This window comes from Pimelobacter sp. 30-1, assembly GCF_018831735.1.
Lineage (GTDB): Bacteria > Actinomycetota > Actinomycetes > Propionibacteriales > Nocardioidaceae > Nocardioides.
The window spans coordinates 196,298-222,375 of record NZ_NHTS01000010.1 but is presented as its reverse complement, the minus strand read 5'-3'; the positions used below and the strand labels follow the sequence as shown (position 1 = coordinate 222,375).

20 protein-coding genes and 1 pseudogene are annotated in these 26,078 nt (G+C 73.6%); 16 read left to right on the top strand and 5 right to left on the bottom strand.

What is annotated here, in order from left to right; all coding sequences use genetic code 11:
* Window positions 1-10: 10 nt before the first annotated feature.
* Window positions 11-601, bottom strand: a complete 591-nt coding sequence (locus CCO04_RS22785; protein ID WP_215816450.1) for a TetR/AcrR family transcriptional regulator — start codon at window positions 599-601, stop codon at window positions 11-13.
* A gap of 106 nt (window positions 602-707) precedes the next feature.
* Between CCO04_RS22785 and CCO04_RS22780 the strand changes: the two genes are divergently transcribed.
* From CCO04_RS22780 to CCO04_RS22765, 4 genes are read left to right on the top strand one after another with little or no spacing between them, the layout of a single operon-like run.
* The gene (locus tag CCO04_RS22780; protein ID WP_308281463.1) at window positions 708-1,466 is read left to right on the top strand and encodes an SDR family oxidoreductase; all 759 of its coding nucleotides are present in this window, start codon (window positions 708-710) and stop codon (window positions 1,464-1,466) included.
* Window positions 1,463-2,485 (top strand): phosphotransferase family protein, encoded by a 1,023-nt coding sequence (locus tag CCO04_RS22775; protein ID WP_215816448.1) that lies wholly within the window; start codon window positions 1,463-1,465, stop codon window positions 2,483-2,485. The genes CCO04_RS22780 and CCO04_RS22775 overlap by 4 nt, the downstream gene beginning before the upstream one ends.
* On the top strand, window positions 2,485-3,717 hold the full coding sequence (locus CCO04_RS22770; RefSeq protein ID WP_215816447.1) for an acyl-CoA dehydrogenase family protein: 1,233 nt from the start codon (window positions 2,485-2,487) through the stop codon (window positions 3,715-3,717). Before CCO04_RS22775 ends, CCO04_RS22770 begins: the two co-directional genes overlap by 1 nt.
* A 42-nt stretch (window positions 3,718-3,759) precedes the next feature.
* Window positions 3,760-5,409, top strand: a complete 1,650-nt coding sequence (locus tag CCO04_RS22765; protein ID WP_215816446.1) for an ABC-F family ATP-binding cassette domain-containing protein — start codon at window positions 3,760-3,762, stop codon at window positions 5,407-5,409.
* An 11-nt stretch (window positions 5,410-5,420) separates the two neighbouring features.
* Here CCO04_RS22765 and CCO04_RS22760 read toward each other — a convergent pair whose 3' ends face one another.
* Window positions 5,421-7,109 (bottom strand): alkaline phosphatase, encoded by a 1,689-nt coding sequence (locus tag CCO04_RS22760; RefSeq protein WP_215816445.1) that lies wholly within the window; start codon window positions 7,107-7,109, stop codon window positions 5,421-5,423.
* A gap of 113 nt (window positions 7,110-7,222) precedes the next feature.
* On the opposite strand from CCO04_RS22760, the gene CCO04_RS22755 reads away from it, so the two are divergent.
* Entirely contained in the window at window positions 7,223-8,335 is a 1,113-nt protein-coding gene (locus CCO04_RS22755) for a PfkB family carbohydrate kinase (RefSeq protein ID WP_215816444.1), read from the top strand.
* Entirely contained in the window at window positions 8,332-9,258 is a 927-nt protein-coding gene (locus CCO04_RS22750) for a pseudouridine-5'-phosphate glycosidase (RefSeq protein WP_215816443.1), read from the top strand. The genes CCO04_RS22755 and CCO04_RS22750 overlap by 4 nt, the downstream gene beginning before the upstream one ends.
* Before the next feature lie 17 nt (window positions 9,259-9,275).
* On the opposite strand, the gene CCO04_RS22745 is transcribed toward CCO04_RS22750, so the two are convergent.
* Window positions 9,276-9,770: a hypothetical protein gene (locus tag CCO04_RS22745; protein ID WP_215816442.1), complete on the bottom strand. Its 495-nt coding sequence runs from the start codon at window positions 9,768-9,770 to the stop codon at window positions 9,276-9,278.
* A 131-nt stretch (window positions 9,771-9,901) separates the two neighbouring features.
* Here CCO04_RS22745 and CCO04_RS22740 point away from each other — a divergent pair, with 131 nt between their 5' ends.
* The 7 genes and pseudogenes from CCO04_RS22740 to CCO04_RS28855 form a co-directional block, all read left to right on the top strand.
* Complete coding sequence (locus tag CCO04_RS22740) at window positions 9,902-11,158, top strand: CpaF family protein (RefSeq protein ID WP_215816441.1); 1,257 nt, start codon at window positions 9,902-9,904, stop codon at window positions 11,156-11,158.
* 4 nt (window positions 11,159-11,162) lie between these two features.
* Entirely contained in the window at window positions 11,163-11,984 is an 822-nt protein-coding gene (locus CCO04_RS22735) for a type II secretion system F family protein (protein WP_215816440.1), read from the top strand.
* Entirely contained in the window at window positions 11,981-12,916 is a 936-nt protein-coding gene (locus tag CCO04_RS22730; RefSeq protein ID WP_215816439.1) for a type II secretion system F family protein, read from the top strand. The genes CCO04_RS22735 and CCO04_RS22730 overlap by 4 nt, the downstream gene beginning before the upstream one ends.
* 17 nt (window positions 12,917-12,933) lie before the next feature.
* Window positions 12,934-13,104 carry a hypothetical protein gene (locus CCO04_RS22725; RefSeq protein ID WP_215816438.1) on the top strand — a complete coding sequence of 57 codons (171 nt, stop codon included), beginning with the start codon at window positions 12,934-12,936 and terminating at the stop codon, window positions 13,102-13,104.
* Window positions 13,101-13,526 (top strand): TadE/TadG family type IV pilus assembly protein, encoded by a 426-nt coding sequence (locus CCO04_RS22720; RefSeq protein ID WP_215816437.1) that lies wholly within the window; start codon window positions 13,101-13,103, stop codon window positions 13,524-13,526. Before CCO04_RS22725 ends, CCO04_RS22720 begins: the two co-directional genes overlap by 4 nt.
* Window positions 13,523-13,999, top strand: coding sequence for a hypothetical protein (locus CCO04_RS22715; protein ID WP_215816436.1), 477 nt, complete (start codon window positions 13,523-13,525; stop codon window positions 13,997-13,999). The genes CCO04_RS22720 and CCO04_RS22715 overlap by 4 nt, the downstream gene beginning before the upstream one ends.
* A pseudogene (locus CCO04_RS28855) lies at window positions 13,996-14,205 on the top strand (pilus assembly protein TadG-related protein); the annotation flags it as partial. The gene CCO04_RS22715 and the pseudogene CCO04_RS28855, both read left to right, overlap by 4 nt.
* Before the next feature lie 274 nt (window positions 14,206-14,479).
* Here CCO04_RS28855 and CCO04_RS29965 read toward each other — a convergent pair.
* Window positions 14,480-16,579: a BTAD domain-containing putative transcriptional regulator gene (locus tag CCO04_RS29965; RefSeq protein ID WP_308281461.1), complete on the bottom strand. Its 2,100-nt coding sequence runs from the start codon at window positions 16,577-16,579 to the stop codon at window positions 14,480-14,482.
* 110 nt (window positions 16,580-16,689) lie between these two features.
* Here CCO04_RS29965 and CCO04_RS22705 point away from each other — a divergent pair, with 110 nt between their 5' ends.
* From CCO04_RS22705 to CCO04_RS22695, 3 genes are all read left to right on the top strand, one after another.
* Window positions 16,690-17,379 carry a hypothetical protein gene (locus CCO04_RS22705; RefSeq protein WP_215816434.1) on the top strand — a complete coding sequence of 230 codons (690 nt, stop codon included), beginning with the start codon at window positions 16,690-16,692 and terminating at the stop codon, window positions 17,377-17,379.
* 159 nt (window positions 17,380-17,538) lie between these two features.
* Complete coding sequence (locus CCO04_RS22700) at window positions 17,539-19,128, top strand: carboxypeptidase-like regulatory domain-containing protein (protein ID WP_215816433.1); 1,590 nt, start codon at window positions 17,539-17,541, stop codon at window positions 19,126-19,128.
* A gap of 46 nt (window positions 19,129-19,174) precedes the next feature.
* A complete protein-coding gene (locus CCO04_RS22695) occupies window positions 19,175-22,603 on the top strand; it encodes a lamin tail domain-containing protein (RefSeq protein ID WP_215816432.1) in 3,429 nt (1,142 codons plus the stop codon).
* A 94-nt stretch (window positions 22,604-22,697) separates the two neighbouring features.
* Here the strand turns inward: CCO04_RS22695 and CCO04_RS22690 are convergent, their stop codons facing one another.
* Entirely contained in the window at window positions 22,698-26,069 is a 3,372-nt protein-coding gene (locus tag CCO04_RS22690) for an Ig-like domain-containing protein (RefSeq protein WP_215816431.1), read from the bottom strand.
* Between the last annotated feature and the right edge of the window lie 9 nt (window positions 26,070-26,078).

Genomic DNA, 26,078 nt, shown 5'->3' with positions numbered 1-26,078 from the left:
GCCCGGGGCCTCAGCCCGCCGCGCCCACCAGGCGCAGCGCGAGATCGGCGTAGTAGTCGCCGATCTGGGTCGGGGTCCACTCGCCGTCCTCGCGGTACCACCGCGCGATGTCGACGCCCATCGAGGCGAGCGCCGTCGCGGCCAGGGCCGGGTCGGGGGCGTCGAAGACGCCGGCCGCGACACCGTCGCGCACCAGGGTGCGCAGCTCCTGGTCGATGCCGGTGCGCAGCTCGTCGATGCTCGCCCGGTGCTCCTCGCTGAGCGCGGCGAGCTCGTAGTTGAGGATCCGCGCGACCGTGTGGTGGTGGGCGTGGAACTCCGCGAACGCGCGGGCCACGGCCGCCAGCTGCGCGACCGGGTCGGCCGTGGTGGCGCGGGCCGCGCGGATGATGTCGAGCGCGGACTGGTGGCCCTCGCGCGAGATGAGGAAGAGCAGCTCCTCCTTGGACTTGTGGTGCACGTAGACCGCCGCCGGGCTCATCCCCGCCGCGCCCGCGATGTCGCGGGTGGTGGTGCCGTGGAAGCCCTTCTCGGAGAAGGCCGTGACGGCGGCCTCGAGCAGCCGGGCCCGGGTGGCCTCGGCACGCGACGAGCCGGTCATCGGCGTCCCTCCTCGGGTTCTTGACGGGGCGCGGTGCCCGCGTGCAGAGTAGAGGCTAGCGCGCTAAGCAAGCGCTTAGTAACCACTTGACGGAGTGAGGCAGACGGTGAGCACCAGATTCGAGGGCAGGACGGCGATCGTCACCGGCGCGAGCCGGGGGATCGGACTCGCGATCGCCGAGCGGCTCGTCGCCGACGGCGCGCGGGTGGTCATCACCGGGCGCGGCCAGGAGGCGCTGGACGAGGCCGTCGCGACGCTCGGCGGCCCCGCGCACGCGCTCGGCGTGGCCGGCAAGGCCGACGACGCCGCGCACCGCGCGGACACGGTGCGCCAGGCGATCGCGACCTTCGGCAGTGCCGACCTCCTCGTCAACAACACCGGCATCAACCCCACCTCCGGCCCGATGATCGAGCTCGACCTCGACGTCGCCCGCAAGGTCGTCGAGGTCAACTGCATCGCCGCCCTGGCCTGGGCCCAGGAGGTGCACGCCGCCTGGACCAAGGAGCACGGCGGCGCGATCGTCAACGTCTCCTCGGTGGCAGGGGTCAAGCCGGCGCCCGGCATCGGGATCTACGGCGCCAGCAAGGCCATGCTCATCTCCATCACCGAGCTCCTGGCCGTCGAGCTCGGCCCCGGCGTCCGCGTCAACGCGGTCGCCCCGGCCGTGGTCAAGACCAAGTTCGCCACGGCGCTCTACGAGGGTCGCGAGGCCGAGGTCTCCGCGCAGTACCCCCTCAAGCGGCTCGGCGAGCCCGACGACATCGGCAGCGTCGTGTCCTTCCTGCTCTCCGGCGATGCCGCCTGGATGACCGGCCAGACCCTCGTCGTCGACGGCGGCGTCACCCTCACCGGAGGTGTCGAGTGAACCCGCCGGGCCTCGACCTCGACCGCCTCGGCGCCTGGCTGTCCGCCGAGGTGCTCGGCGCCGGCGCACAGCTGAGCGCCGAGCTCGTCGCGGGCGGCAAGTCCAACCTGACCTTCGTCGTCTCCGACGGCACCCAGGACTGGATCGTGCGCCGCCCGCCGCTGGGTCACGTGCTGGCTACCGCGCACGACATGGGCCGCGAGTACCGCGTGATGTCGGCGCTGCAGGACACGGGCGTCCCGGTGCCGCGCACGTTCGCGTTCTGCTCCGACCCCGAGGTGATCGGCGCGGACTTCTACGTCATGGAGCGCTGCGCCGGCGTGCCCTACCGCCGCGCCTTCGAGCTCGAGCCTCTCGGCGCGGAGCGCACCCGCGGCATCTCCGAGCGTCTCGTCGACACCCTGCTCGCGCTCCACGCGGTCGACCCGGCGGACGTCGGGCTCGGCGACTTCGGCCGCCCCGAGGGCTTCCTCGGGCGCCAGGTCGGACGCTGGCGCAAGCAGCTCGACGCGTCGTACACGCGGGACCTGCCGGCCGCCGACGAGCTGCACCGCCGGCTCGCCGCGAGCGTGCCGCCCGAGTCGCCGACCGGGATCGTGCACGGCGACTACCGCCTCGACAACGTGCTCGTCGACAGCACCGACGGGCGCGACCGCGCGACCGCCGTCCTGGACTGGGAGATGGCCACGCTCGGCGATCCCCTCACCGACCTCGCACTGATGCTGACCTACCACCAGCTCGCCACCGAGATCGGCGAGGCCGTCGCCGACGCCTCCGAGGCGCCGGGCTTCCTGGGCGAGGACGAGATCGTCGCCCGGTACGCCGCCGGCAGCGACCGCGACCTGTCCCGCTTCGGCTGGTACCGCGGCCTCGCGGCGTTCAAGCTCGCCGCGATCCTCGAAGGCATCCACTACCGCTTCCTCGCCGGCCAGACCGTCGGCGAGGGCTTCGCCGGGATCGGCGAGGCCATCCACCCCCTGCTCGATGCCGGCCTGGCCGCACTGAAGGAGAACGACTGATGGACTTCGGATTCGACGCCCGTACCGAGGAGCTCCGGGCCACGCTGCTCGACTTCATGGACTCCCACGTGCACCCGGCCGAGGCGGTCTTCCACGACCAGCTCGCCGCGCTCGACGACCGCTGGGCCTGGGACTCGACGCCCGTCATGGTCGAGCTGCGCGCCGAGGCGCGCCGCCGCGGCCTGTGGAACCTCTTCCACCCGGGCGCGGAGGGCGCCGGCCTGACCAACCTCCAGTACGCCGTGATGGCCGAGATCTCGGGCCGCAGCATCCACCTGGCCCCGGCCGCGATGAACTGCGCCGCCCCCGACACCGGCAACATGGAGGTGCTCTCGCAGTTCGGCACCCCGGAGCAGAAGGCGCAGTGGCTCGAGCCCCTGCTCGCCGGCGAGATCCGCTCGGCGTTCGCGATGACCGAGCCCGACGTGGCGTCCTCCGACGCGACCAACATCGAGATGTCGATCGTGCGCGACGGCGACGAGTACGTCCTCAACGGCCGCAAGTGGTGGATCACCGGCGCGATGAACCCCAACTGCACGATCTTCATCGTCATGGGCAAGACCGACCCGGCCGCCGAGCGGCACCGCCAGCAGTCGATGGTCCTCGTCCCGCGCGACACCCCGGGGCTCGAGGTCGTGCGCGGCATGGAGGTCTACGGGTACGACGACCACGAGCACGGCGGCCACGCCGAGCTGCGGTTCACCGACGTCCGGATCCCGGTCAGCAACCTGATCGGCGAGGAGGGGGGCGGCTTCGGCATCGCCCAGGCCCGCCTCGGTCCCGGCCGGATCCACCACTGCATGCGGTCGATCGGCATCGCCGAGCGCGCCATCGAGATGATGTGCGAGCGGGCCGACGCGCGGGTCGCTTTCGGCAAGCCGCTTGCCGACCAGGGCGTCGTCCGGGGCTGGATCGCGGAGTCGCGGGTGCGCCTGGAGCAGCTGCGCCTGCTCGTGCTCAAGACCGCGTGGCTGATGGACACCGTCGGCAACAAGGGCGCGCACACCGAGATCCAGGCGATCAAGATCGCCACCCCCGAGACCGTCCAGTGGATCCTCGACAAGGCGATCCAGCTGCACGGCGCCGGCGGTCTCTCGCAGGACCTCCCGCTCGCCAACATGTACGCCGGCATCCGCACCCTGCGCTTCGCCGACGGCCCCGACGAGGTGCACAAGAACGCCCTCGCCCGCACCGAGCTGCGCCGCCAGGCGGCGGCCCGCGAGGCGCGCTGAGCGCGGCGGAGAGCTGCGGGGAGGGCCACTACGATCGTCCTCATGAGCGCGACCCTCGTCACCAAGGACCTTGCCGGGGGCCACGCTCACCGCACCCTCTTCGAGTCCCTCGACCTGACGGTCGCGCCGGGCGACGTGGTGGGGGTGGTCGGCGCCAACGGCGCCGGCAAGACCACCCTGCTGCGGATCCTCGCCGGTGACCTGGCGCCGCTCGACGGCGTCGTCTCGACCGCGCCCTCCGACGCCTTCGTCGGCTGGCTCCCGCAGGAGCACGAACGCATCGCGGGGGAGAGCGTCGGCCAGTACGTCGCCCGCCGCACGGGCGCCACGGCCGCGACCGAGGCGATGGAGCAGGCCGCGGCGGAGCTGGGCACCGGCGAGGATCCCAGGACCGCGGACGCCTACGCCCACAGCCTCGACCACTGGCTGGCCAGTGGCGCGCCCGATCTCGACGAGCGGATCCCGCCGATGCTGGCGGACCTCGGGCTGGAGGTCGGTCCCGAAGCCCTGATGACCTCGCTGTCCGGCGGTCAGGCCGCGCGCACCGCGCTGGCGGTGCTGATGCTGAGCCGCTTCGACCTGGTGCTCCTCGACGAGCCGACCAACGACCTCGACCTCGCCGGGCTCGACCGCCTCGAGGACTTCGTGCGGGGACTCCGCGCGGGCGTCGTCCTGGTCTCCCACGACCGCGAGTTCCTCTCCCGGGTGGTGACGCGCGTCGTCGAGCTCGACCTCGCCCAGCACCAGGTCGCCGTGTACGACGGCGGCTACGACGCGTTCCTCGAGGAGCGGGCCATCGCGCGGCGCCACGCGCGGGAGGCCTACGAGGAGTTCGCGGACAAGAAGGCCGACCTGGTCCGGCGCGCCCGGGTCCAGCGGGAGTGGAGCTCCCAGGGCGTGCGCAACGCGATGCGGAAGTCGCCCGACAACGACAAGGTCCGGCGCCGGGCGCAGTCGGAGTCGTCGGAGAAGCAGGCCCAGAAGGTCCGCCAGATGGAGTCGCGGATCGCGCGCCTGGAGGAGGTCGAGGAGCCGCGCAAGGAGTGGGAGCTGCGCTTCTCGATCGCCGCCGCGCCGCGGTCGAGCTCCGTGGTCGCCACCCTCGACGAGGCCACCGCACAGCTCGGCTCCTTCGCCTTCGGCCCGGTGTCGCTCCAGGTCAGCGCCGGCGACCGGATCGGCATCGTCGGGCCCAACGGCGCGGGCAAGACGACGCTGCTGCGGCTCCTCCTGGGCCGGCTGGGTCCGGACACGGGCCGGGCCGCCATGGGCGCGTCGGTCGCGGTCGGCGAGATCGACCAGGCACGCACCGGACTCGACGACGACCTGCCCCTCGGGACGGCGTTCGAGACGGCCATGCCGGACCTCGCGCCGGCCGACGTACGCACACTGCTGGCGAAGTTCGGGCTCAAGGCCGACCAGGTCACGAGCCTCGTCGGCCGGCTCTCGCCCGGCGAGCGGACCCGTGCGGCGATGGCGCTCCTGCAGGCCCGCGGGGTCAACCTCCTCGTCCTCGACGAGCCCACCAACCACCTCGACCTGCCGGCGATCGAGCAGCTCGAGGAGGCCCTCGACTCCTACGACGGCGCGCTGCTGCTGGTCACCCACGACCGCAGGCTGCTCGACAACGTGCGCCTCGACCAGCGCTGGCAGGTCGACGACGGTCGCGTCGCCGCGGTCCAGCCGGCCTGACGGGACCAGGGTCAGGTGAGCGCCCGCGCCGCCGCGGTCACCCGCCGCGTCCCGGCCTTCGTCTGACGCGAGGCCGCCCACCGGATCGGGCTGTTCGGGTCGGTGCCCTTGTCGACGAGGAACCAGTCCGCCTGCACCCGGTCACTGGCGAACTCCACGACGAGGCAGCCGGTCCGGAAGCCCTCGGACCAGCGGATCCACGGGTTCGCGAGCGCCGCGTTGGTGTTGAGGACGGTGTCGAGCAGGTTGCCGACCCCGGGCGCGACCTGGTTGACCATCGTCTGCAGCGACGGCGAGGCCACGCCCGGCGTGACGTACTCGACGGCGACGGACCTGCGGTCGAGCAGGTAGCGGTTGGGGCGGGCCGGGATCTCGCTGGCGAAGCTCTGGTGCACGTCGCCGGTGAGGATCACGACGTCCTCGATGCCGGCCATGCCGTCGACGAGGCGCTGGCGCTGGGCGAGGAAGCCGTTCCAGTCCTCGACGTAGAGCTGCAGCAGCGGCTCCTCCAGCTTCTTCGACAGCGCCGGGCCGAGCAGGTCGGTGATCTGGCCGGGGAGCTGGGGGAGCAGCACCTGCGGGAAGAACGGCACCTGGTTGCCGAGCACCTTCCAGCGCGCGGTGCTGGCGGCCAGGCCCTGGACCAGCCAGTGCTCCTGGTCGTCGCCGATCATCGACGCGTCGGGGTCGCTGGACGACGAGCCCAGGGCGACGTACCCGAGGAGGGCGCTCTTGGGCGGCTGGGTGCGGAACCGGCGCTCGTCGAGCATCCAGAGGTCGACCTGGTCGCCGAACGCGAGGCGGCGGTTGATCCGCTGCCAGTCGTCGGGGTCGGTGTGCCGGATCGGCAGCCACTCGAGGAACGCGCGGCGTCCCGCGGTGGCCCGGGTCGCCCAGTCGCCCTCGGTGGCGGGATCGTGGTTCTCCGCGCCGTTCTGCCAGGTGTCGTTGGCGATCTCGTGGTCGTCCCACACCGCGACCATGGGGTGCGCGGCGTGCAGGTCCTGGAGGTTCGGCTCGAGCTTGTAGCAGCCGTGCCGCACGCGGTAGTCGGCCAGCGTCGTGCACTCGTGGAGCGGGTCGGCGTTGCGCGGGTTCTTGGGGTAGCCGCCGAGGACGCCGCCCGGGGCGTACTCGTAGACGTAGTCACCGAGGTGCAGGATCGCGTGCAGGTCCGTGCGCTGGGCGAGGAACTTGTAGGGGACGAAGTAGCCCCAGTCGTAGTTGGCGCACGAGACCACGCCGAACCGCACCGGCGCCGACGAGCCGGGCGCGGCCGCCGTACGGGTGCGGCCGGTGCGGGAGGTCGCGCCCAGTGCGGTGAACCGGTAGAAGTACGCCGTCGCGGGCTGCAGCCCGCTGACGTCGACGTGCACGGTGTGGTCGCGCTCGGCGGAGGCGACGGCGCTGCCCTGCTGGACGACGAGGCTGAAGCCGGCGTCGCGCGCGATCTCCCACGTGACGTCGACGTCCGGGCCGACGCCGGAGCCCGGCGCTGCCTCGACCGACGGCGTGACCCGGGTCCACAGCACGATGCCGCCGGGCAGGGGATCGCCGGACGCGACGCCGTGCACGAACGGCGCGCCCGCGGCGACCGCGTCGGGCCACGAGGCGAGGGCGAGCGCCGCACCGCCTCCGATGGCGCCGGCGATGAGGGTGCGCCGGGACAGGGCGCGCTGCGGAAGGGACGAGTCGGACACGGGGGCCTCCTGCTGGACTGACCTCGCAACGACCCGGATGTGACCTGCGTTACGTCCCGGTCTGGTCCGGCCGTGCTTGCTTATCTTTGTAAGTCGTACTTATTGTTCTCAACATGACCACGCTGACACCCCGCGAGCGCCAGATCGTGGAGCTGCTGCGGACGCAGCCCCTCCTCGACGCGCAGGCCATCGCGGAACGGCTCGGCAGCACCCGCGCCTCGGTCGCGATGGCGCTCTCGTCCCTCACCCGCAAGGGCGCCATCGCGGGCCGCGGCTACATCGTGCGCGACGAGCCGCACGTCGTCGTGCTCGGCGGCGCGGTGATGGACATCAAGGCCCGCACCGTCGCGGCCGCCGGGCTGCACACCAGCAACCCGGCGACGATCCACACCTCGCCCGGAGGGGTCGGCCGCAACATCGCCGAGGGGCTGGCGCGGCTCGGTCGTCGTACCTCGTTGATCGCGGCGGTCGGCGACGACGTGTTCGGTCGCGAGCTGATCGCGCACACCGCCGACGCCGGCGTGTACGTCGACCACGTCGTCCGCGGCGCGCTCGCGACCGGCACCTACCTCGCCACGCTCGACCGCGACGGCGAGCTCCTCGTCGGCGCCTCCGACATGCGCGCGACCGACTCCCTGACCGTCGAGCAGATCGGCCGCGGGCGCGACGTCCTCGCCCGCGCCGACTTCGTCGTGATCGACGGCAACATCCCCGCCGACGTCGTGCGGTGGGCGCTGCAGACCTGCGCCCAGCACGGCGTACCGGTGCTGCTCGACCCGGTCAGCGTCGCCAAGGCCGCGCGCCTCGCGCCGCTCCTCGACGGCGTCGCGGTCGACACCGTCACCCCCAACATCGCCGAGCTCGGCGCCTTCGCCGGCGCCCCCGTCGCCGACAACCGGCCCGCGATCACCCGCGCCGCGGCGGCCCTCCACGAGCGCGGCGTACGCCGGGTGTGGGTGCGGCGCGGCAAGCGCGGCAGCCTGCTCAGCGACGACGGCGAGGTCACCCTCCTCGCCTCGCGCCCGGCTGACGTCGTCGACGTCACCGGCGCCGGTGACGCCATGACCGCCGCCTACGTCGACGCCCGCAGCGGCGGCGACACCCCCGTCGATGCGGCCGACCTCGGCCACGTCGCCGCCGCCCTCACCGTCGCCCACCCCGACAACGTCCGCCCCGACCTCGACGCCGCGGCCATCCGCACCGCCCGAACGGAGACCCCCTCGTGACCAGCATCAACCCCGTCCTGTCCGTCGCCCCCGAGGTCCGCACGGCCCTCGAGTCCGGCGGCCCGGTCGTGGCCCTCGAGTCGACGATCATCAGCCACGGCATGCCCTACCCGCGCAACGTCGAGATGGCCCGCGAGGTCGAGCAGATCGTCCGCGACCACGGCGCCACCCCCGCCACCATCGCCATCCTCGACGGGGTCCCGCGCATCGGCCTGTCCGCCGACGAGCTCGACGTCCTCGCCTCCGACGAGTCCGTCGCCAAGGTCAGCATCCGCGACATCGGCTACGTCGCCGCCCGCCGCGCCCACGGCGCCACCACCGTCGCCGCCACCATGCGCCTCGCGGCCCTCGCCGGCATCCGCGTCTTCGTCACCGGCGGCCTCGGCGGCGTCCACCGCGGCGGCGAGACCTCGATGGACGTCTCCGCCGACCTCACCGAGATGAGCCGCACCGACGTCGCCATCGTCAGCGCCGGCGTGAAGTCCCTCCTTGACATCGGCCGCACCCTCGAGGTCCTCGAGACCCTCGGCGTCCCCGTCGTCGTCCACGGCGCCGACGAGTTCCCGTCGTTCTTCTCCCGCTCCAGCGGCTTCGCCGCCCCCATGCGCCTCGACTCACCCGCCGACCTCGCCGCCATGATGCACGCCAAGTGGTCCCTCGGCCTCGAGGGCGCCGTCTCCATCGCCAACCCCGTCCCCGCCGCCGACGAGATCCCCCAGCCCGAGATCGAGGCCACCATCCGACAGGCGCTGGCCGACGCGGACGAGCGGGGGATCCGCGGCAAGGACATCACGCCGTACCTGCTGGGGCGGATCGTGGAGCTGTCCGACGGGGCTTCGCTGGAGACCAACATCGCGCTGGTGCGGAACAACGCGCGGCTCGGGGCGGCGGTCGCGGTGGCGTACGCGGGGCTCGGCGCCTAGAGGCTCTGGGCGCGGCCTCAGCCGGAGCCGCTGGCCTCAGCGGTGAGCGAGTGGAACGTCAGCTCAGGACCGTAGTCACCGTCAGGATCGGTGAGCACCCGGAACGTCCGCGTCGGGAAGGCTGCTCGCAGCGCCGCACCCCACGACGTCGCCAACGGGGCCAACAAGAGCTCCGTCTCGGCCTCGAAGGCGGTGCTCGGCGCGAAGACGTCCCAGAGGTGGATGTGGTTCATGACCAGCTCGACGGCGACGGCGTCGCCGTCGAGCTGTTGGAACCAGGCCTCCACGGCCTCCTCGTCGTATGCGCTCTCGAGGAGGACTGCTCCGCGGTGCTCGACGAACCTCGGGAAGGCGAACGTCAGGGCCAGCGCCATCATCGAGGGCTTGAGCATGATGCTCAGGTAGGTCCGCGGGTTGTACTCGGCTCGGGGACCGAGCAGCTCGGTCACGTCGGAGAACCCGGCCAGGTCGATCTCGACGTGCTCGGGATGCACCTGCCCGTCTGCGGTCACGGTCGCGAGCGTAGGCCCTGGTGAGCGAGCCGGGCCACGAGTTATCCGCAGTTTGCGAACAGCCCTTCCGGAGCCCGCAGACCCCGACCTAGGTTGCTGGTCAGCCAGCCGTCCTATCTCGGGGAGTCGTCATGGCGCTGCTCCAGCCACCCGTCGTGTCCGACGACCTCGTCGCGCGTCTCGACGACCACCTCCGCGCCGCCGTACGGCGTGAGGCGATCGACCCGCAGCGCGATCCCGCCGCCGTACGGCGCCTCGCGGTCGCCCTCGTCCGCGACCACGACGAGCGCAGCCTGACCGGTGTGGTGCCACCCGTCGGCGACCACGAGGCGGTGCTCACCGAGCTGATGGCGCGGGTGGCGGGGTTCGGGCCGCTGCAGCGCTATCTCGACGACCCGACGGTCGAGGAGCTGTGGATCAACGCGCCCGACCGGGTGTTCGTGGCCAGGGCGGGGCGGCACGAGCTGACCAACGTGGTGCTCACCGAGGCCCAGGTGGGTGAGCTGGTCGAGCGGATGCTCAAGTCGACCGGGCGGCGGGTCGACCTGAGCCGGCCGTTCGTCGACGCGGTGCTGCCAGACGGTCATCGGCTGCACGTGGTGCTCCACGGGATCGCGCGGGGGTTCTCGGCGGTCAACGTCCGCAAGTTCGTGGTCCGGGCGGCGCGGCTGGCCGAGCTGGTCGAGCTCGGGACGTTGACGCCCGAGGCGGCGCGGTTCCTGGAGGCGTCGGTGCGGGCCGGGCTCAACATCCTGGTCACCGGCGGCACCCAGGCCGGCAAGACCACCCTGCTCAACTGCCTGGCGGCCGCGATCCCCGGTGGGGAGCGGGTGATCTCGGCCGAGGAGGTCTTCGAGATCCGCTTCCCGCACCCCGACTGGGTCGCGCTCCAGACCCGCCAGGAGGGTCTCGAGGGCACCGGCGAGGTGCGTCTGCGCGACCTGGTCAAGGAGTCGCTGCGGATGCGGCCCAGCCGGATCATCGTCGGCGAGGTGCGCGCCGAGGAGTGCCTCGACCTGCTGATCGCGCTCAACGCCGGGGTGCCGGGCATGTGCACGCTCCACGCCAACAGTGCCCGCGAGGCGCTGACCAAGGCCTGCACGCTGCCGCTGCTGGCGGGCGAGAACATCTCGGCGCGGTTCGTCGTACCGACGGTGGCGGCGTCGGTCGACCTCGTCGTGCACCTCGCCCTCGATCCCTCGGGCGTACGCCGGGTGAGCGAGGTCGTCGCGGTGCCCGGACGGATGGAGGGCGACGTGATCGAGACCGAGACGATCTTCGAGTGGCGCGAGGGCGTGCTGCGCCGGGGGATCGGCCTGCCGCCGCGGATCGAGCGGTACGAGCGGGCCGGGGTCGACGTCGTCCGGCTGCTGCGCGAGGCCCGGTGACGACATGGGTGCGCTCGTCGGTCTGGGGTTCGGGCTCGGCTGCCTGCTGATCGCCCGGGCGTTCACCCAGCGTGCGCCCGTTGACGCCACAGTGTCGCCGTCGCCGCCAAAGCACGTCGACCGCGGCCTCGTCGCCCTGTGCCTGACCAGCGGGCTGGTCGGTGCCGTGCTCGCACTGGGGCTCACCCACGTGCTGCCGATCGCGGTGGTGCTCGGTGCGCTCGCCGGCTACCTCCCGCTCGCCCTCGCGCAAGGTCGGGCGCGGCGCCGGCAGCGTGAGCTCGCGGAGGTGTGGCCCGAGGCGGTCGACGACCTCGCTTCCGCCGTACGGGCGGGGATGTCGCTGCCCGACGCCGTCGCCGCGCTCGAGATACGCGGCCCGGGCCCGCTGCGGCCGGCGTTCGCGGCGTTCGCGCTCGACTACCAGGTCTCCGGCCGGTTCGGTGACTGCCTCGACCGGCTGGGGGAGCGGCTGGCCGATCCCGTCGGCGACCGCGTGGTCGAGGGGCTGCGGATCGCGCGGGAGGTCGGAGGCGGTGACCTCGGCCGGCTGCTGCGCAACCTGTCCGGCTACCTGCGCGACGACCTGCGCACCCGCTCGGAGCTCGAGGCGCGCCAGTCGTGGGCGGTCAACGGCGCCCGGGTCGCGGTCGCCGCGCCGTGGCTGGTGCTGCTGGTGATGTCGACCCAGCCGACCGTGCTCGCGCGCTACCAGTCGGCCGGCGGGGTCGTCGTCCTGGCGGCCGGTGCGGCGCTGTGCGTGGCCGCCTACCGGCTGATGATCCGGCTCGGCCGACTGCCCGCCGAACGGCGGATCCTGCGATGAGCGCCGCACTCGCCGGCGGCCTCGTCGGACTCGGTACGGCGCTCGGCCTGCTCCTCGTCGTCGTCCGCGTGGCCGCGATCCGCCGGCCGCCGCTCGAGGCGCGGGTCCTGCCCTACGTCCGCGACCTCCTGCCCGCCGCCACCGCGGCGACGCCGGCGCGGACCGCGACCGGCCGTGGCCCGGGCGTGGGTCTCGGCGTCCTCGTGGGGCTCGGCGACCTGGTCGACCGGGTGGTCGGCGGTGCGGCTTCGGTACGCCGGCGGCTCGACCGGGCCGGCCTCGACCTCACCGTGCGCGAGTTCCGTACCCAGCAGGTGCTCTGGGGACTGGCCGGGTTCGCCCTCGCGGTGGCGCTCGCGCTGCTCCGCTCCTGGGAGCGGCCCACCGCGAGCGCGCCGCTGCCGCTGCTGCTGGCCTGCGTGGGAGCGTTCGGCTGCGGGGTCCTGCTGCGCGACCAACGGCTGACGACCCAGGTACGGCGTCGCGAAGCCGCGATGCTCGCCGAGTTCCCCACTGTGGCCGAGCTCCTCGCGCTCAGCGTCGCCGCCGGCGAGTCACCCGTCGCCGCGCTCGACCGCGTCGTGCGCCGCAGCCGGGGCGAGCTCTCCCGCGAGCTGGGCGAGGTGCTCGCCCGGATCCGCACCGGCGAACCCGTCGCCGATGCCTTCGACCGGCTCGCCGCCGCTAGTGGCCTCGGCGTGGTCGCCCGGTTCGCCCACGGCATCGCGGTCGCGGTCGAGCGCGGGACGCCCCTCGCCGACGTCCTCCACGCCCAAGCCGCCGACGTCCGCGAAGCCGGACGCCGCGCGCTGATCGAGCAGGCCGCCCGCAAGGAGATCGCGATGCTTGTACCGGTCGTGCTGCTGGTGCTGCCGACGACCGTCGTCTTCGCCTTCTGGCCGGGCTTCGTCGGCCTGACCCTGAGTCACTGAACCGAGAGGAACCACCGATGATCCACCTCCGCCGCCCACCGCGCCACCGCCGCGCCGACCAGCGCGGCGACGTACCGGGCTGGGTCCTGGTGACCTTGATGACCGTCTCCATTGGCGTGGCGCTGTGGGGGATCGCCGAGCCGCGCCTGGTCGGCCTGCTCCAGTCCGCGCTCGACTCGGTGAAGTGACCCGGCTCGGCCGGAAGGCCCGGCTCGGTCGCGCGGGGAGCCAGCGCGGTACCGCCCTGGTCGACCTGACCCTGGTCACGCTCGTGCTGCTGCCGGTGGTGCTCGGGATCGTCCAGGTCGCCCTCGTCCTCCACGTCCGTACGACGCTCGCCGCCGCCGCGTCCGAGGGAGCCCGGCTCGCGGCGACCGCCGACCGCGACCCGGCCGACGGCGTCGCCCGGACCCGCGAGGTCGTCGCGACCTCGCTCTCGGGCCGCTACGCCCGCGACGTCACCGCCCGCCGAGTCCTCGTCGACGGGGCGCCGGGGGTGGAGATCACCGTCCGCGCCGTGGTCCCGGCGCTCGGCCTCGGCGGACCCGGTGTCGAGCTCGCCGTGACCGGCCGCGCAGTGTCCGAGGTCTTCGAGGCGGCGCCGCCGTGAGCCGGGCAGTGAGCCAGGTAGTGAGCCGGGTCGGGAGGGACCAGCGGGGGAGCGGCCTGGTCGAGCTGGTCTGGCTCAGCCTGGTCCTGCTGCTCCCGCTGCTGTGGATCGTGCTGGCGGTGTTCGAGGTGCAGCGCGGCTCCTTCGGGGTCAGCGGGGCGACCCGAGCCGCGGCGCGTGCGTACGCGCTGGCTCCCGACGACCGCACCGGCCAGGCGCGCGCCGAGCAGGTCGCCCGCCGGGTCCTCGCCGACCAGGGCCTCGCGGACGTGCCGCTGCGGGTGCGGATCACCTGCACGCCGTACCCGGGGAGCTGCCACCGGGGGACCTCGGTGATCACCGTCCGGATCGACAGCGCGGTCACCCTCCCGCTGCTGCCGGACGTGCTCGGCTCGGGGGCGCCGACCTTCCGGCTGAGCGCGGCGGAGAGCGTGCCGATCGGCCGCTACCGCGAGTCCGCCGGCGCCCCATGACCAGCCACCCCACGACCGGCCGCCCCACGACCGGCCACCCCACGACCAGCCACCCGGCGACCGGTGCCTCGGCAACCCGCGGCTCCACCACCCCGCTGGTGGCCGGCTTCGCCGCGGTGATCCTGCTCCTTGTCGCGGTCGTCGTCGACGCCAGCGCCGCCCAGCTCACCCGCCAGCGCCTGGACGCGGTCGCCGACGGCGCCGCGCTCCAGGGCGCGGACCTCGGTGCTCAGGGCCGTGACGCCTACGAGGGCGGCCTGGCCGGTCACGACCTCGCGCTGAGCCGGGCCGCGGCGGAGCGGGCGGTGGCGGGCTACCTGCGTGACAGCGGTGCGCTGCGCGAGCACCCGGGGCTGCGCGCGACCGTACGGGTCGAGGGGGAGCGGGTGGTCGTGGTCCTGGTGGTGGGGGTGGAGCTGCCGTTCCGGGTGCCGGGCGGACCGGGCTACGCGACGGTGCGGGCGGTCGGGTCCGCGGTGGTCAGGCCGGCTCGGCGTCCCACGACTGCGCCGGTACGCCGAGCTCGTCCATCCGCTCGGCGTAGCGCCGGTACGCCAGCCGGGCCTCGCCGTAGCGCCCGGCCGCGCGCAGGGCGCCCACGAGCGTGAGGTGGTCGGGCTCGTCGTAGGGGTCGGCCCGCAGCAGGCGGGTCAGCCAGGGGACGGCGGCGTCGGGCGCGCCCTGGCGCAGGTGGCGCCCGGCCAGGGCGCGGTGGACCTGGCGCGCGAGCCGGGCGAGCTCCTCACGGATGTCGTCGGCCCAGTCCGCGTCCTCGCCGTCGGCGAACGGGCCGGTGTAGAGCGACGCGGCCGTCTCGAGGGCGGCGAGGACGCGGCGGGCGTGCTCGGCGTCGCCGGGTGGGGTCCGGGCGTCGTCCTCGGCGAGCGCCGTGCGGGCCGCCTGGCGGAACTCGTCGACGTCGTGCTCGACGTGCTCCGGGGCGAGGGAGAGGAGGCCGCCGGAGGTACGGAGGAAGTGGTTGCTCGGGTGCGTGCGGGTCGGGTCGAGGGTGACCCGGAGGTGGGACAGGGCGACCGAGAGACGGTTGCTGACCTCGCGCGTGCCGGGCCAGAGCAGCTCCGCGAGCCGCGCTCGGGTGAGGCCGGCGGGACCGTGCGCGGCGATCAACCGCAGCGCCTCGTGCGCCTTGCGGGAGGGCCACTCGTCGACGGGGACCGGCTGGTTGTCGCGCAGGACCGCGAACCGGCCCAGGGAGTGGATCCGGACGGGTGCGGTGGTCGCTCCGACGCCGATCGCGTGGAGCTGTCCGGCGATCTGGCCGACGTCGGCGACGACACCGTGGCTGCGGAGCTCGGCGACGGCCAGCCGGCGCTCGACCGGGTCCGCGCCGAGGTGGGCGGCGACCAGCCGGTGGATCGCGATCCGGATCGGGTCGCCGATGCGGCGGCGGAGCTGGTCGGCCTCCCGCAGGCGGGGATCGTCGGCACCGGTCCGGTCGAGCAGGCACAGGATCTCCAGGGACTCCGCCATCCGGGTCAGGTCGTTGACCTTGCCGGACTCGACGACGGCGAGCTCGGCCTGCGCGCGGGCCCGTTCGGGGTCGCCCGTGCACAGGTGCACCCAGGCGGCCGCGGTGAGGACGCTGGCGCTGCGGACCGCGATCGGCTCGCGCTCGATGCGGGCGAGCAGAGCGGTCGCGGCGGCCGGCTCGCGCGGAGCCGTGACCAGGGCCAGCCCGGCGAGCGAGGGGACGAGCGTCTGGGCGTCGCCCTCGACCTGGGCGGCCTCGATCGCGTGCCGGAAGGACGCCGCCGCCTGCGTGGCGAGCCCGAGCACGGCCTGGACGTCGCCGGCCAGCTGCCAGGAGCCGCCGGCGTTGGGCGAGCCGGCCGAGACGTAGAAGGTGCGGGCCTGGTTGGCCGCGGTGAGCGCTTCGTCCAGCCGGCCGAGGGTCATCAGCGCCTCGGCGAGGTTGTGCCTCAGGAGCGCCAGCCCGGACTGGTGACCTGTACGGAGGTTGACCTGCTGGCCGGCGATCGCGGCGGCGACCGCTGCCTCGGGATCGCCCTCCTCGAGGGCTCGCGACGACAGGTTGTTGAGCACCCGCTCCAGGGTCAGGTCGTCCCCGGTCCGCTCGGCCCAGGCGCGGGCCCGGTCGTAGTAGCGCTGGTTCGCGTCGCGGTCGCCCTCGGCGGCCGAGAGCAGGGCGAGTGCCACGTCCACGACGCCCTGGGCCGCGCCTGCGGCGATCCGGTCGAGCTCGGTGGCCCGGTCCGCATGCCTGCGTGCGGCGTCCTGGTCGCCCCGGTTCCAGGCAACGGCGGCGCGGACGGCGTGGATCCGAGCGAGGTCGGCCGGCGCCGAGGCCGGGTCGACGCGCTCGGCGACCAGCTCGGCGTCGCGGAGGTGCCCGAGGTGGTGCAGGCCGTAGGCGGCGCGCCACACGAGCCAGCCGGGGACCGGGGCCGGCAGCCGGTCGAGCAGGGCCAGCCACTGGTCGCGCAGGAGCAGCGCCGTCAGCTCCGGGGCTCGCGCCCGCGCCCGCTCGAGCGGCTCGGTCGCCTGTAGGACATCGGCCAGCAGCGCATCCGCGGCCTCGTGGGGCGCCGGCTCGGTCACGCGCACATCGTAGAGGCGGGACGCCTCCCGAAAGACGACTTTAAGGTCGTCCGCTCACCCTGGTGCGGGCCGCACGGCCCCGGCATGCCCGCACACACCTAGGGAGACAGATGCGTTCCAAGATCATGACGGCCCTGACCGTCCTCGGCGCGGTCACCGTTCTGGTCCTCGCCGCCAACACCGCAGCCCTCGCCGCCACCGGCAAGGGCTTCCTGCTCGGCAAGGTCAACAGCACGAGCAAGGTGAGCACCCTGGCCCGTACGAAGCCCGGCCCGGCGCTCTCCGTCAAGACGAAGACGGGCACCGACGCCCCCTTCGCCGTCAACGGCAAGGGCAAGGTCACCAACCTCAACGCCGACACGGTCGACGGCAAGGACGCGAGCGCCCTCGGCACGCGCGCCTGGGTCTGGTCGTACTCCGGCTCGTCGTCCGCGTCGAGCGCGCACACCTACACGCTGCCCAACCTGCCCGCGGGCACCTACCTCTTCAACTACGAGGCGTGGCTGCGGCCCAGCACCTACAACGGTGCCGGGATCCTCGACTGCTACCTCAGCCGCGGTTCCCTGTACGGCGCCGAGTCGGGCGCCCCCGGCACCGCCGGCTTCGGCACCGGGGTCACCGGCTCGGCCACCATGACGCTGCCGGTCCCGGCCAGCGTGAGCCTGAACTGCCGGGTCAGCACCGGCACGTCCACCTGGACCTTCGACCAGAGCCAGCCCCTCCGGATCAGCGCCATCCCGATCAGCGAGCTGACGCTGAAGGGCTTCCCGAACGCTCGGGTGCTCCCACGGAGCAAGTGACCGAGCGGCCCTGACCTCGGACGCCCGACCCGTGGGGAGGTCGGGCGTCCGTGCGTCCGTGGACCGGGCCATTTCCGCCCCGCCGACCGCTCCGGCCCGCTAGCGTCCCGGGTAACTACGTCCCGGGCCACCCGGGCGACGACGATGGGGAGTCGACGAATGCGTGTGCAGATGCTGAGCCGTGCCCGGCGGCGCTGGGTCGGAGCCGCCCTGGCGGCCGCGACGGCCGCGGCGGCCGCGGCGGGAGCGGGCCTCGGGACGATGGCGAGCGCCGAGGCCGCCGAGCCGGTCCCGGTCGGGGCGATCTCGGGCACGGTGACCGCTCAGGTGGGCGGTGCGCCGGTCAAGGACGTCACGGTGATCGGCTACCAGCTGACCAGCGAGGCCGACGGCCCGGTGCGGACGTGGGTGCCGGTGCGGTTCGCGAAGACGAACGCGGCCGGGGCGTACACGCTCTACGGCTCCCCGGGCGAGTACCGGGTCCAGTTCTCGGCCTGCCCGTCGCAGGACTGCGCGGCGCCGACCTACGCGCCCGAGTTCTACAACGACGTGACGACGGTCGACGCCGCGACCACGCTCACCATCACCGACAACGCCGACCGCACCGGCGTCAATGCGTCGCTGGCGCCCGGCCACCTGCTCGCGGGCACGGTCACCGGCCCTCAGGCAGCGGCGGTCGGCGACGGCCTGGTCACGGCGTACACCAAGACCGGCGACACCTGGAACGCCACCTACTTCTCGAAGATCGAGTCCGACGGCACCTACTCGTTCGTCGTGCCCGACGGCAGCTACAAGGTCGGGTACGCCGGCAAGGGCGCCAACTACGCGCGGGAGTACTACAACGACAGCGCCGACCTCGCCGGGGCGCAGGCGCTCGCGGTCGCGGGTGCGCCGCGGACCGGGATCGACGCCCAGCTCGCGCTGATCAAGGTGCAGCCCACGGCCAAGCCCTACATCAGCGGCGTGCCGCGGGTCGGTGACACGCTCGCGGTGACGGTGGGCTCGTGGCTGCCGCAGTCCGACGACTACCAGTTCACCTCCACGTGGTTCCGCTCCGGCTCGCCGGACCCGATCGGGACCGGCGACAGCATCGTCGTCCCGGCCGCCGCGCTGGGGGAGAGGATCACGGTGCGCGTCTCCGGCACCCTCGCCGGGTACGACGCCAACGCGATCGCGTCCGAGCCGACCCCCACGGTGGCTCCCGAGCCGACCTCGCTCGCGTCGGTCGTCCCGCCGCGCGTGCTGGGCACCGCCCAGGTCGGCCGCACGCTGACGGTCGACCCCGGCACCTGGGAGGCGACGCCCAACGCCTACGGCTACCTCTGGCTGGCCGACGGCACGCAGATCCCCGGTGCGACCGCGAGGACCTTCACCCTGACGCCCGCCCAGCTCGGCAAGGACATCACGGTGCTCGTCACCGCGATCGCGCCCGGCTACCTGGCCGGCTACGGCCAGGCGCGTGCGGCGACCGAGGTCAAGCCGGGTGCGCTGAGTGTGCGCACCGCGCCGCGGATCAAGGGCAAGGCGAAGGTCGGCTCCCGGCTCACGGTCACGTACGCCGCCGCGAGCCCGGCCGCGACCGTCCGGATCCAGTGGACCGTCGGCGGCAAGCCCGTCGCGGGCGCCACCCGGGCGACGTACAAGCCGGGCAAGGCGGCCAAGGGCAAGAAGGTCCGCGCCGTGGTGACCTACACCGCGCCGGGCTACGACCGGCGGAGCGTGGGTTCGGCGGCCGTTCGGGTGCGATAGCCCTGGGATTCACCTGTCGTTGGCCGGGTGTCGTGATCGTGCGAGCGTGCGATCAACCCCCCGGCTCACCGGCCTGCTCGCGGCAGCGACGCTCCTGGTGCCCGTCCCGCTCGTCCTGTCCACCACGGCGCCCGCGCAGGCGGCTGCCTCCGACGTCCAGATCACCGAGTGGGCCTACAACGGCTCGGAGTTCGTCGAGATCACCAACACCGGGTCCGACCCGGTGGACCTGACCGGCTGGTCGTTCGACGACAGCAGCCGGACCGCGGGTGCCTTCCCGATCGGGAGCCTGGGCACGCTGCGGGCGGGGGAGTCGGCGATCATCAGCGAGGCGACCGCGGCGGCCTTCCGGGCCGAGTGGGACCTGCCGATCGGCGTGAAGGTGGTCGGCGACAACGACCAGAACCTCGGTCGCTCCGACGAGATGAACATCTACGACGCGGGCGGCACGCTGGTCGACCGGCTGACGTACGACGACCAGACCGGACTCGGCCCGCGCACCGACCTGTCGAGCGCCTGGGTGCCCGACGCGGCGGCGCTGGCCCACCCGGACGCGACCGGGTGGACGCTCTCGACCGCCGGCGACGCCGAGGGCTCCTGGACCTCGGCCGGCAACCACCACGGATCGCCGGGGGTCTCGACCCACGGCGGCGCGAGCACCGTGCGGATCACCGAGTGGGAGTACAACGGCTCGGAGTTCTTCGAGATCACCAACCTCGGCGCCGGACCGGCCGCCCTGACCGGGTGGTCCTACAACGACAGCGCGCGGACCCCGAACGCCGTCAGCCTCAGCCCGCTCGGCACGCTGGCGCGCGGTGAGTCCGCGGTCGTCAGCGAGGCGACCGCCGAGGCATTCCGCGCCGAGTGGGACCTGCCGGCGACGGTCAAGGTGCTCGGCAGCAACCCGGTCAATCTCGGGCGCAGCGACGAGATCAACATCCACGACGCCGCGGGTGCGCTGGTGGACCGGCTCACCTACAACGACCAGGGCGCCGGCGACGTCGCCGGTCCGCGCACCGACACCGCCAGCGCGTGGGTGCCGGAGGCCGCGCTCGGCGCCAACCGGGCCAGCGCCTGGACCCGGTCGACCGCCGGTGACGCCGAGGGCTCCTGGACCTCGACCTCGGCCGGGGCGTTCGTCGCCTCGCCGGGCACCAGCACGCTCGGCAACAACCCTCCGGGCAAGCCCGGTGGCGGTGGCACCGGCCCCGACCCGAGCACGATCAAGCTCAACGAGGTCGAGTCCAACGGCGACGCCGTCGGCGACTGGGTGGAGATCACCAACACCGGCACCGCGCCGGTCGACGTCTCGGGCTGGAAGGTCCGCGACGCCGACGCCGGGCACCCGTTCGCCGTCGTCCCCAGCGGTACGACGCTCGCGCCCGGCGCCTTCTTCGCGCTCTACACCGAGTTCCCCCCGCCCGGCTTCGGCCTCGGCGTCGACGACTCGGTCACGCTCTACCAGGCCGACGGCACCTCGGTGGTCGACACCTACGCGTGGTCCGGCGGGCACGCCGCGACGACGTACGGCCGCTGCCCCGACGGCACCGGCACCTGGGAGGTGACCACGGTCCCGACGCGCGGGGCGGCCAACGCGTGCAGCCCGATCCGGATCAACGAGATCGAGTCGAACGACGCGGCGGCGGGCCCGGACTGGGTCGAGCTGGTCAACCTCTCCGACGCCCCGGTCGACCTGGCCGGCTGGGTGCTCAAGGACAGCGGCGAGGCCGACCCGACCACGCTGCCCACGCCGAGCGTCGTCCCGGCGCACGGCCACCTCGTGGTGAGCACCCTGGCTGCGGGCCTGGGCGGCGCGGACAGCGTCCGCCTGCTCGACCCGGCCGCCAAGCTCATCGACTCGTTCTCCTGGACCGCGCACGCCACCCAGACCTACGGCCGCTGCAAGGACGGCGTCGGCGCCTTCGTCGACAACGTCGCGCCGACGCCGGGTGCGGTCAACAGCTGCCCGGGCCTCGACACCCAGGCTTGGCCGGGCTCCCAGACGGTCCGCACCGTCGACCAGGCGGGCACGTTCAACCAGGACGCCAGCGGCCTGGTCTTCGACCCCGAGGACCCGAGCACGCTGTGGGTCGCGCAGAACAAGGCGGGCACGCTGACCAAGCTGGTCAAGGACGGCGACGGCTACGTCCCGGCCGCCGGCTGGTCGCCCGGCAAGAACCCGCGCTACGCCGACGGCACCGGCGCCCCCGACACCGAGGGCATCACGATCGGTCCGGACCACGCGATCTACCTGGCCGCCGAGCGCAACAACGACGTCAGCGGCGTCAGCAAGAACGTCGTGCTCCGCTACGAGCCCGGCACGTCGATGAACGCCACCGACGAGTGGGCGCTCAACGGCCTGCTCCCGGCGGTCGGCGCCAACCTCGGCCTCGAGGGCATCACCTGGGTGCCGGACTCCTACCTCACCGGGGGCGGGCTGATCGACGAGACGACCAACCAGCCCTACAACCCGGCGTCCTACCCCGCGCACGGCACCGGCCTGTACGTCGTCGCGGTCGAGGGCACCGGCCGGCTCTACGTGCTCGCGCTCGACCAGACCGCCGCCGTCCAGGAGAGCGCCCACCTGGTCGCCACGATCGACCCGCAGCTCAAGACCAACGCCGGTCCTCCGGGCGTCATGGACGTCGTGTGGGACCCCGAGGCCGAGCGGCTCTGGGCGGTCTGCGACGACAGCTGCGACGGCGTCTCGGTGACGCTGAAGCTCCAGCAGAGCGGCCGGTTCGGGATCACCGCGGCCTACCAGCGCCCGGTCGGCATGCCGAACCTCAACAACGAGGGCTTCGCGCTCGCGCCGCAGTCGACCTGCGCCGCGGGGGAGAAGGCGGTGCTGTGGTCCGACGACGGCGACACCGGCGGCTTCTCGCTGCGCCAGGGCACGTTCCCGTGCACGGAGGTCTCGACCCCGCCGACGCCGGTGGTCAACACGGCCGCACCGGTGGTCACGGGCCGCGCCCAGGTGGGCGCGACCCTGACCGGCACGGCCGGGACCTGGACGCCGGCGCCGGGGACCGCGGCGTACCAGTGGCTGGCGAACGGTACGCCGATCGCCCGGGCCACCGGCACGAGGCTCGTCCTCACCCCCGCCCTGGCCGGCAAGCGGATCAGCCTGCGGGTCGCGGTCACCGCCGACGGCTTCCTCGAGGCTGCGAAGACGTCGAGCGCCACCGCACCTGTCGCGGCGGGCACGCTGGCGCTCGCGGGCCGGCCGAAGATCACCGGCAAGGCGCGCGTCGGCACGAAGGTCGCGGTCCGGCTCGGGCGGGTCAGCCCGGCCGCGAAGGTCGGCTACGCCTGGTACGTCGACGGCCGGAGGATCGCCGGTGCCAAGGGCGCGAAGCTCCGTCTGGAGCGGAAGTGGGCCGGGCACCGGATCACCGTCAAGGCGACCTACACCGCTCCCGGCTACGCGCCGGCGACGGTGACCTCGCCCGCGGTGAAGGTCCGCCGCCGCTGACCCGCGAAGTGCGCGGGTTGCTGGCACGAAGTTAGGGGGTTGCTGCCTCGAGATCCTGATCTCGAGGCAGCAACCCCCGCACTTCGTGGAGGGGTCAGCCCCGCCCGCCGCCGTGGTCGGTGGTCGGGAGGTAGCTGGCGTTGCCGGCGAACGTCACGTCGAAGCCCTCGGCGTTGACGTAGGCCGGGATCCCGCCGGGCACCCGGCACGACGCCGTACCGGCGCTGTCGGTGACCGCGTCGCAGATGAACAGGTAGCCGCCCGCCAGCGAGCTGGTCGTGGAGAAGACCAGACGCTGGCCCGCGAGCGGGGCCCCGCCGACGCCGCGCAGCGTCGCCTTGACCGTGCGGACGGTCCACAGCTGCGAGTTGATCACCGCCATGTCGGTGATCGTCGCCCGCGCCCGGTCGACGACCTGGACCAGCTCGGGCGAGGCGCTGCCCGCCCGGCTCAGGTCACCGGAGTAGGTCGCGGTCAGCCGGTGGCTGCCCGCGGCGAACCCGTCGACCTGCAGGGTCGCCCGCTGCTGGCCCTCGACCGTCGCCAGCGGCGCGGTGCCGAGCACCGCGTTGCCGGAGCGGAAGGTGACCGAGCCGGTGGGCTTGCCCGGGGTCGGGACGGCGTCGGAGACGATCGCGGTGAGCGTCACCCGGCCGCCGAACGTCGCCGGGTTGGCGCTCGACGTGATGCCGGTGACGGTCTCGACCGCGCCGACGCTCACGCCGGTGGCGGACTCGCTGCCGGTGTAGTTGAAGCTGCCGCCGTAGACCGCACGGACCTGGTGGGCGCCGGGCGTGAGCCCCGTGGTCGTGAACGACGCGGTGCTGGTGCGCTCGGCCGGCGCGGGAGCGAGGTTGGCCGCCCCGAGCAGGGTGTCGCCGTCCCAGAACTGGACCGGACCGGTGGCCCGGCCGGTGGCCGGCGAGACGACCTGGACCGTCGCGGTGAAGGTCACCGGCTGGCCCTGGTCGGCGGTCTCGGCGTCCGCCTCGAGGTCGAGCGCGGTGCCGCCCTTGCCGACGGTCTGGCCGTTGCCCTGGTCGAGCAGGCCGGTGCTCCCGACGAACCGCGGGTCGCCGCTGAAGACCGCGGAGATCCGGTAGGTGCCGGGTGCCGCCGAGCTGAAGGCGCTGCTCTGGGCGACGCCGCCGACGAGGGCCACCGGACCGCCGAGGTTGGCGCCGTTGATCTTGAACTGGACGGTGCCCGAGGGCGAGCCGGCGCCGGGGGCGACCGGGCTGACCGTCGCGGTGAAGGTCACCGAGCCGCCCGACGGCGTCGGGTTGGCCGACGAGGTCAGGAGCGTCGAGGTCTGCGCCCGCTGCACCTTCTGCGCCACCGAGCCGTTGCTGCCGGTGAAGCTGTCGTCGCCGTCGTACGTCGCGACGATCGCGTGCTGGCCGACGCCGAGGTCGTCGAGCGTGACCGAGGCGATGCCGCCGGTCGCGGAGGAGACCGGGACGGTGTCGAGCACGGTGTTGCCGTCGGTGAAGGTCACCGTGCCCGAGGGCGAGCCGGCACCGGGGGCGACGACGCCGACGGTGGCCGTGAAGGTGACCGGCTGGCCCGAGACCGCGGTGGGCGCGGAGCTGACCACGGTCGTCCTCGTCGCCGCCTTGTTGACCGTGTGGGTGGCGGTCGTGGAGACGCTGGTGACGAAGTTCGGGTCCGCGCTGAGGTAGCGGGCCTTGACCTGGTGGGTGCCGCGGGCGAGCGTGCTGGTGCTCATCGTGGCGGTGCCGTCCTCGAGCGCGACGTAGGGGCCGGGCTGGCCGTCGATCTCGAACTGGACGGCGCCCTGCGGGTCGCCGGTCGCCGGGGCGTCCGGGGTGACCGTCGCGGTGATGGTCACGTTCTGGCCGACCACCGACGGGTTGGGGGCCGAGCTGACCGAGGTCGTCGTCGTGGCCGCGAAGACCTTCTGGGTCAGCGTGGCCGAGCCGCCGGCGAAGCGGTCGTCACCCTCGTAGTTGGCCGTGATGACGTGGTTGCCGGCGTCGAGGCCGACCGGCGGGGAGACCGCCGTCCCGCCGTTGAGGGCGACCGGGGCGCCGATCGGCTCGCCGTCGGCGGCGAACTGGACGGTGCCGGTCGGCTCGCCCGCGCCGGGACCGGTGACCGTGACGTCGGCGGTGAAGCGCAGCGGCTCACCGGCCACGGCCTGGGCGTTGGACGTCGAGACCTCGACCGTGGTGTCGGCCCGGTTGACGCCGTGGGTGAGCTCGGCCGAGCTGCTGCTCGCGAAGTCGCCGTTGCCGTTGTACGTCGCCTGCACGGCGTGGTTGCCGGGACGCAGGTTGCTGACGGTCAGGGTCGCGGTGTCGCCGGTGAGCGGGATCGCGGTGCCGTACGGGTCGCCGTCGATGTTGAACTGCACGGCGCCGCCGAGCTGGCCGACGCCGGGCGCGACCACGTCGACCTCGGCGGTGAAGGTGACCGCCTGGCCGCTCACCGTGGGGGAGCCGGTGCTGGTGAGCACCGTCGCGGTGGGCGCCTTGCCGACCGTGAGCTCCTTGGTGGCGGCCGTGCTGCCGATCAGGTTGCCGTCCCCGCTGTAGGAGGCGCCGATGGTGTGGGCGCCCGTGCTCAGCGAGTCCGTCGACGGCGAGGTCGCGGTGCCGGCGACGACCGGGACGGGGGCCCCGAGGTCGTTGCCGTCGACCGTGAACTGCACGGTGCCGGTGGGCTCGCTGGTGCCGTTGACCCGGGCCACCTGCGCGGTGAACGAGACGGCCTCACCGTGGACCACGGACGCCGGCGGCGCCAGCGTCGTGGTCGACGGGTTCTTGCCGACGGCGAACGGGCTCGAGGCGCTCGACGGCTTGTAGTAGGCGGTCTGCGCGAACGACGCCGTCACGGTGGCGTTGCGCGGGGGACCGGACAGCGGCAGCGTCGCGGTGGCGACGCCGTTGGCGTCCGTGGTTGCGTTGACCGACGTACCGCCGCTCAGCGCGAAGGTGACCGTCCGGCCCGGCAGCACCGAGGTGCCGAGGTTCGGGTCGGTCAGCGTCGCCTTGACGGTCGCCGAGGTGTTCTGCGCGCCGTCCGTGGCACCGGAGTAGGCGAGCTGGGTGATGTTGTCGATCGTCACCGACCGGTTGGTGGTCTTGGTGTTGTTGGAGCAGTAGAGGAAGCCCGAGCGGTTCCGCTCGATGGCCCGGGCCGTGTAGGCCCCGTTGGGGTAGTTGTGGGTGTCGATGCCGGCGCTCTTGCCGCCGGTACCGCCCTGGACGCTCTCGAACACGACCCCGCCGGTGCTGTTGATCAGCTGCAGCGTGGTCTGCGGTCCACTGGCGTTGAGGCAGCCGGTGCCGTCGGAGGCACCGCTGTTGGACAGGGTCGCATTGCCCCGGAGGGTGGCCCCGTCGGCGGGCCCGTTGATGTCCGCGGACGCCGAGGAGGCGAGCAGGACGGGCGTGCCGAGGGTCAGGGCGAAGGCCGCGAGAGCGGCGATGGATCGGCGCACAGCGGGTCT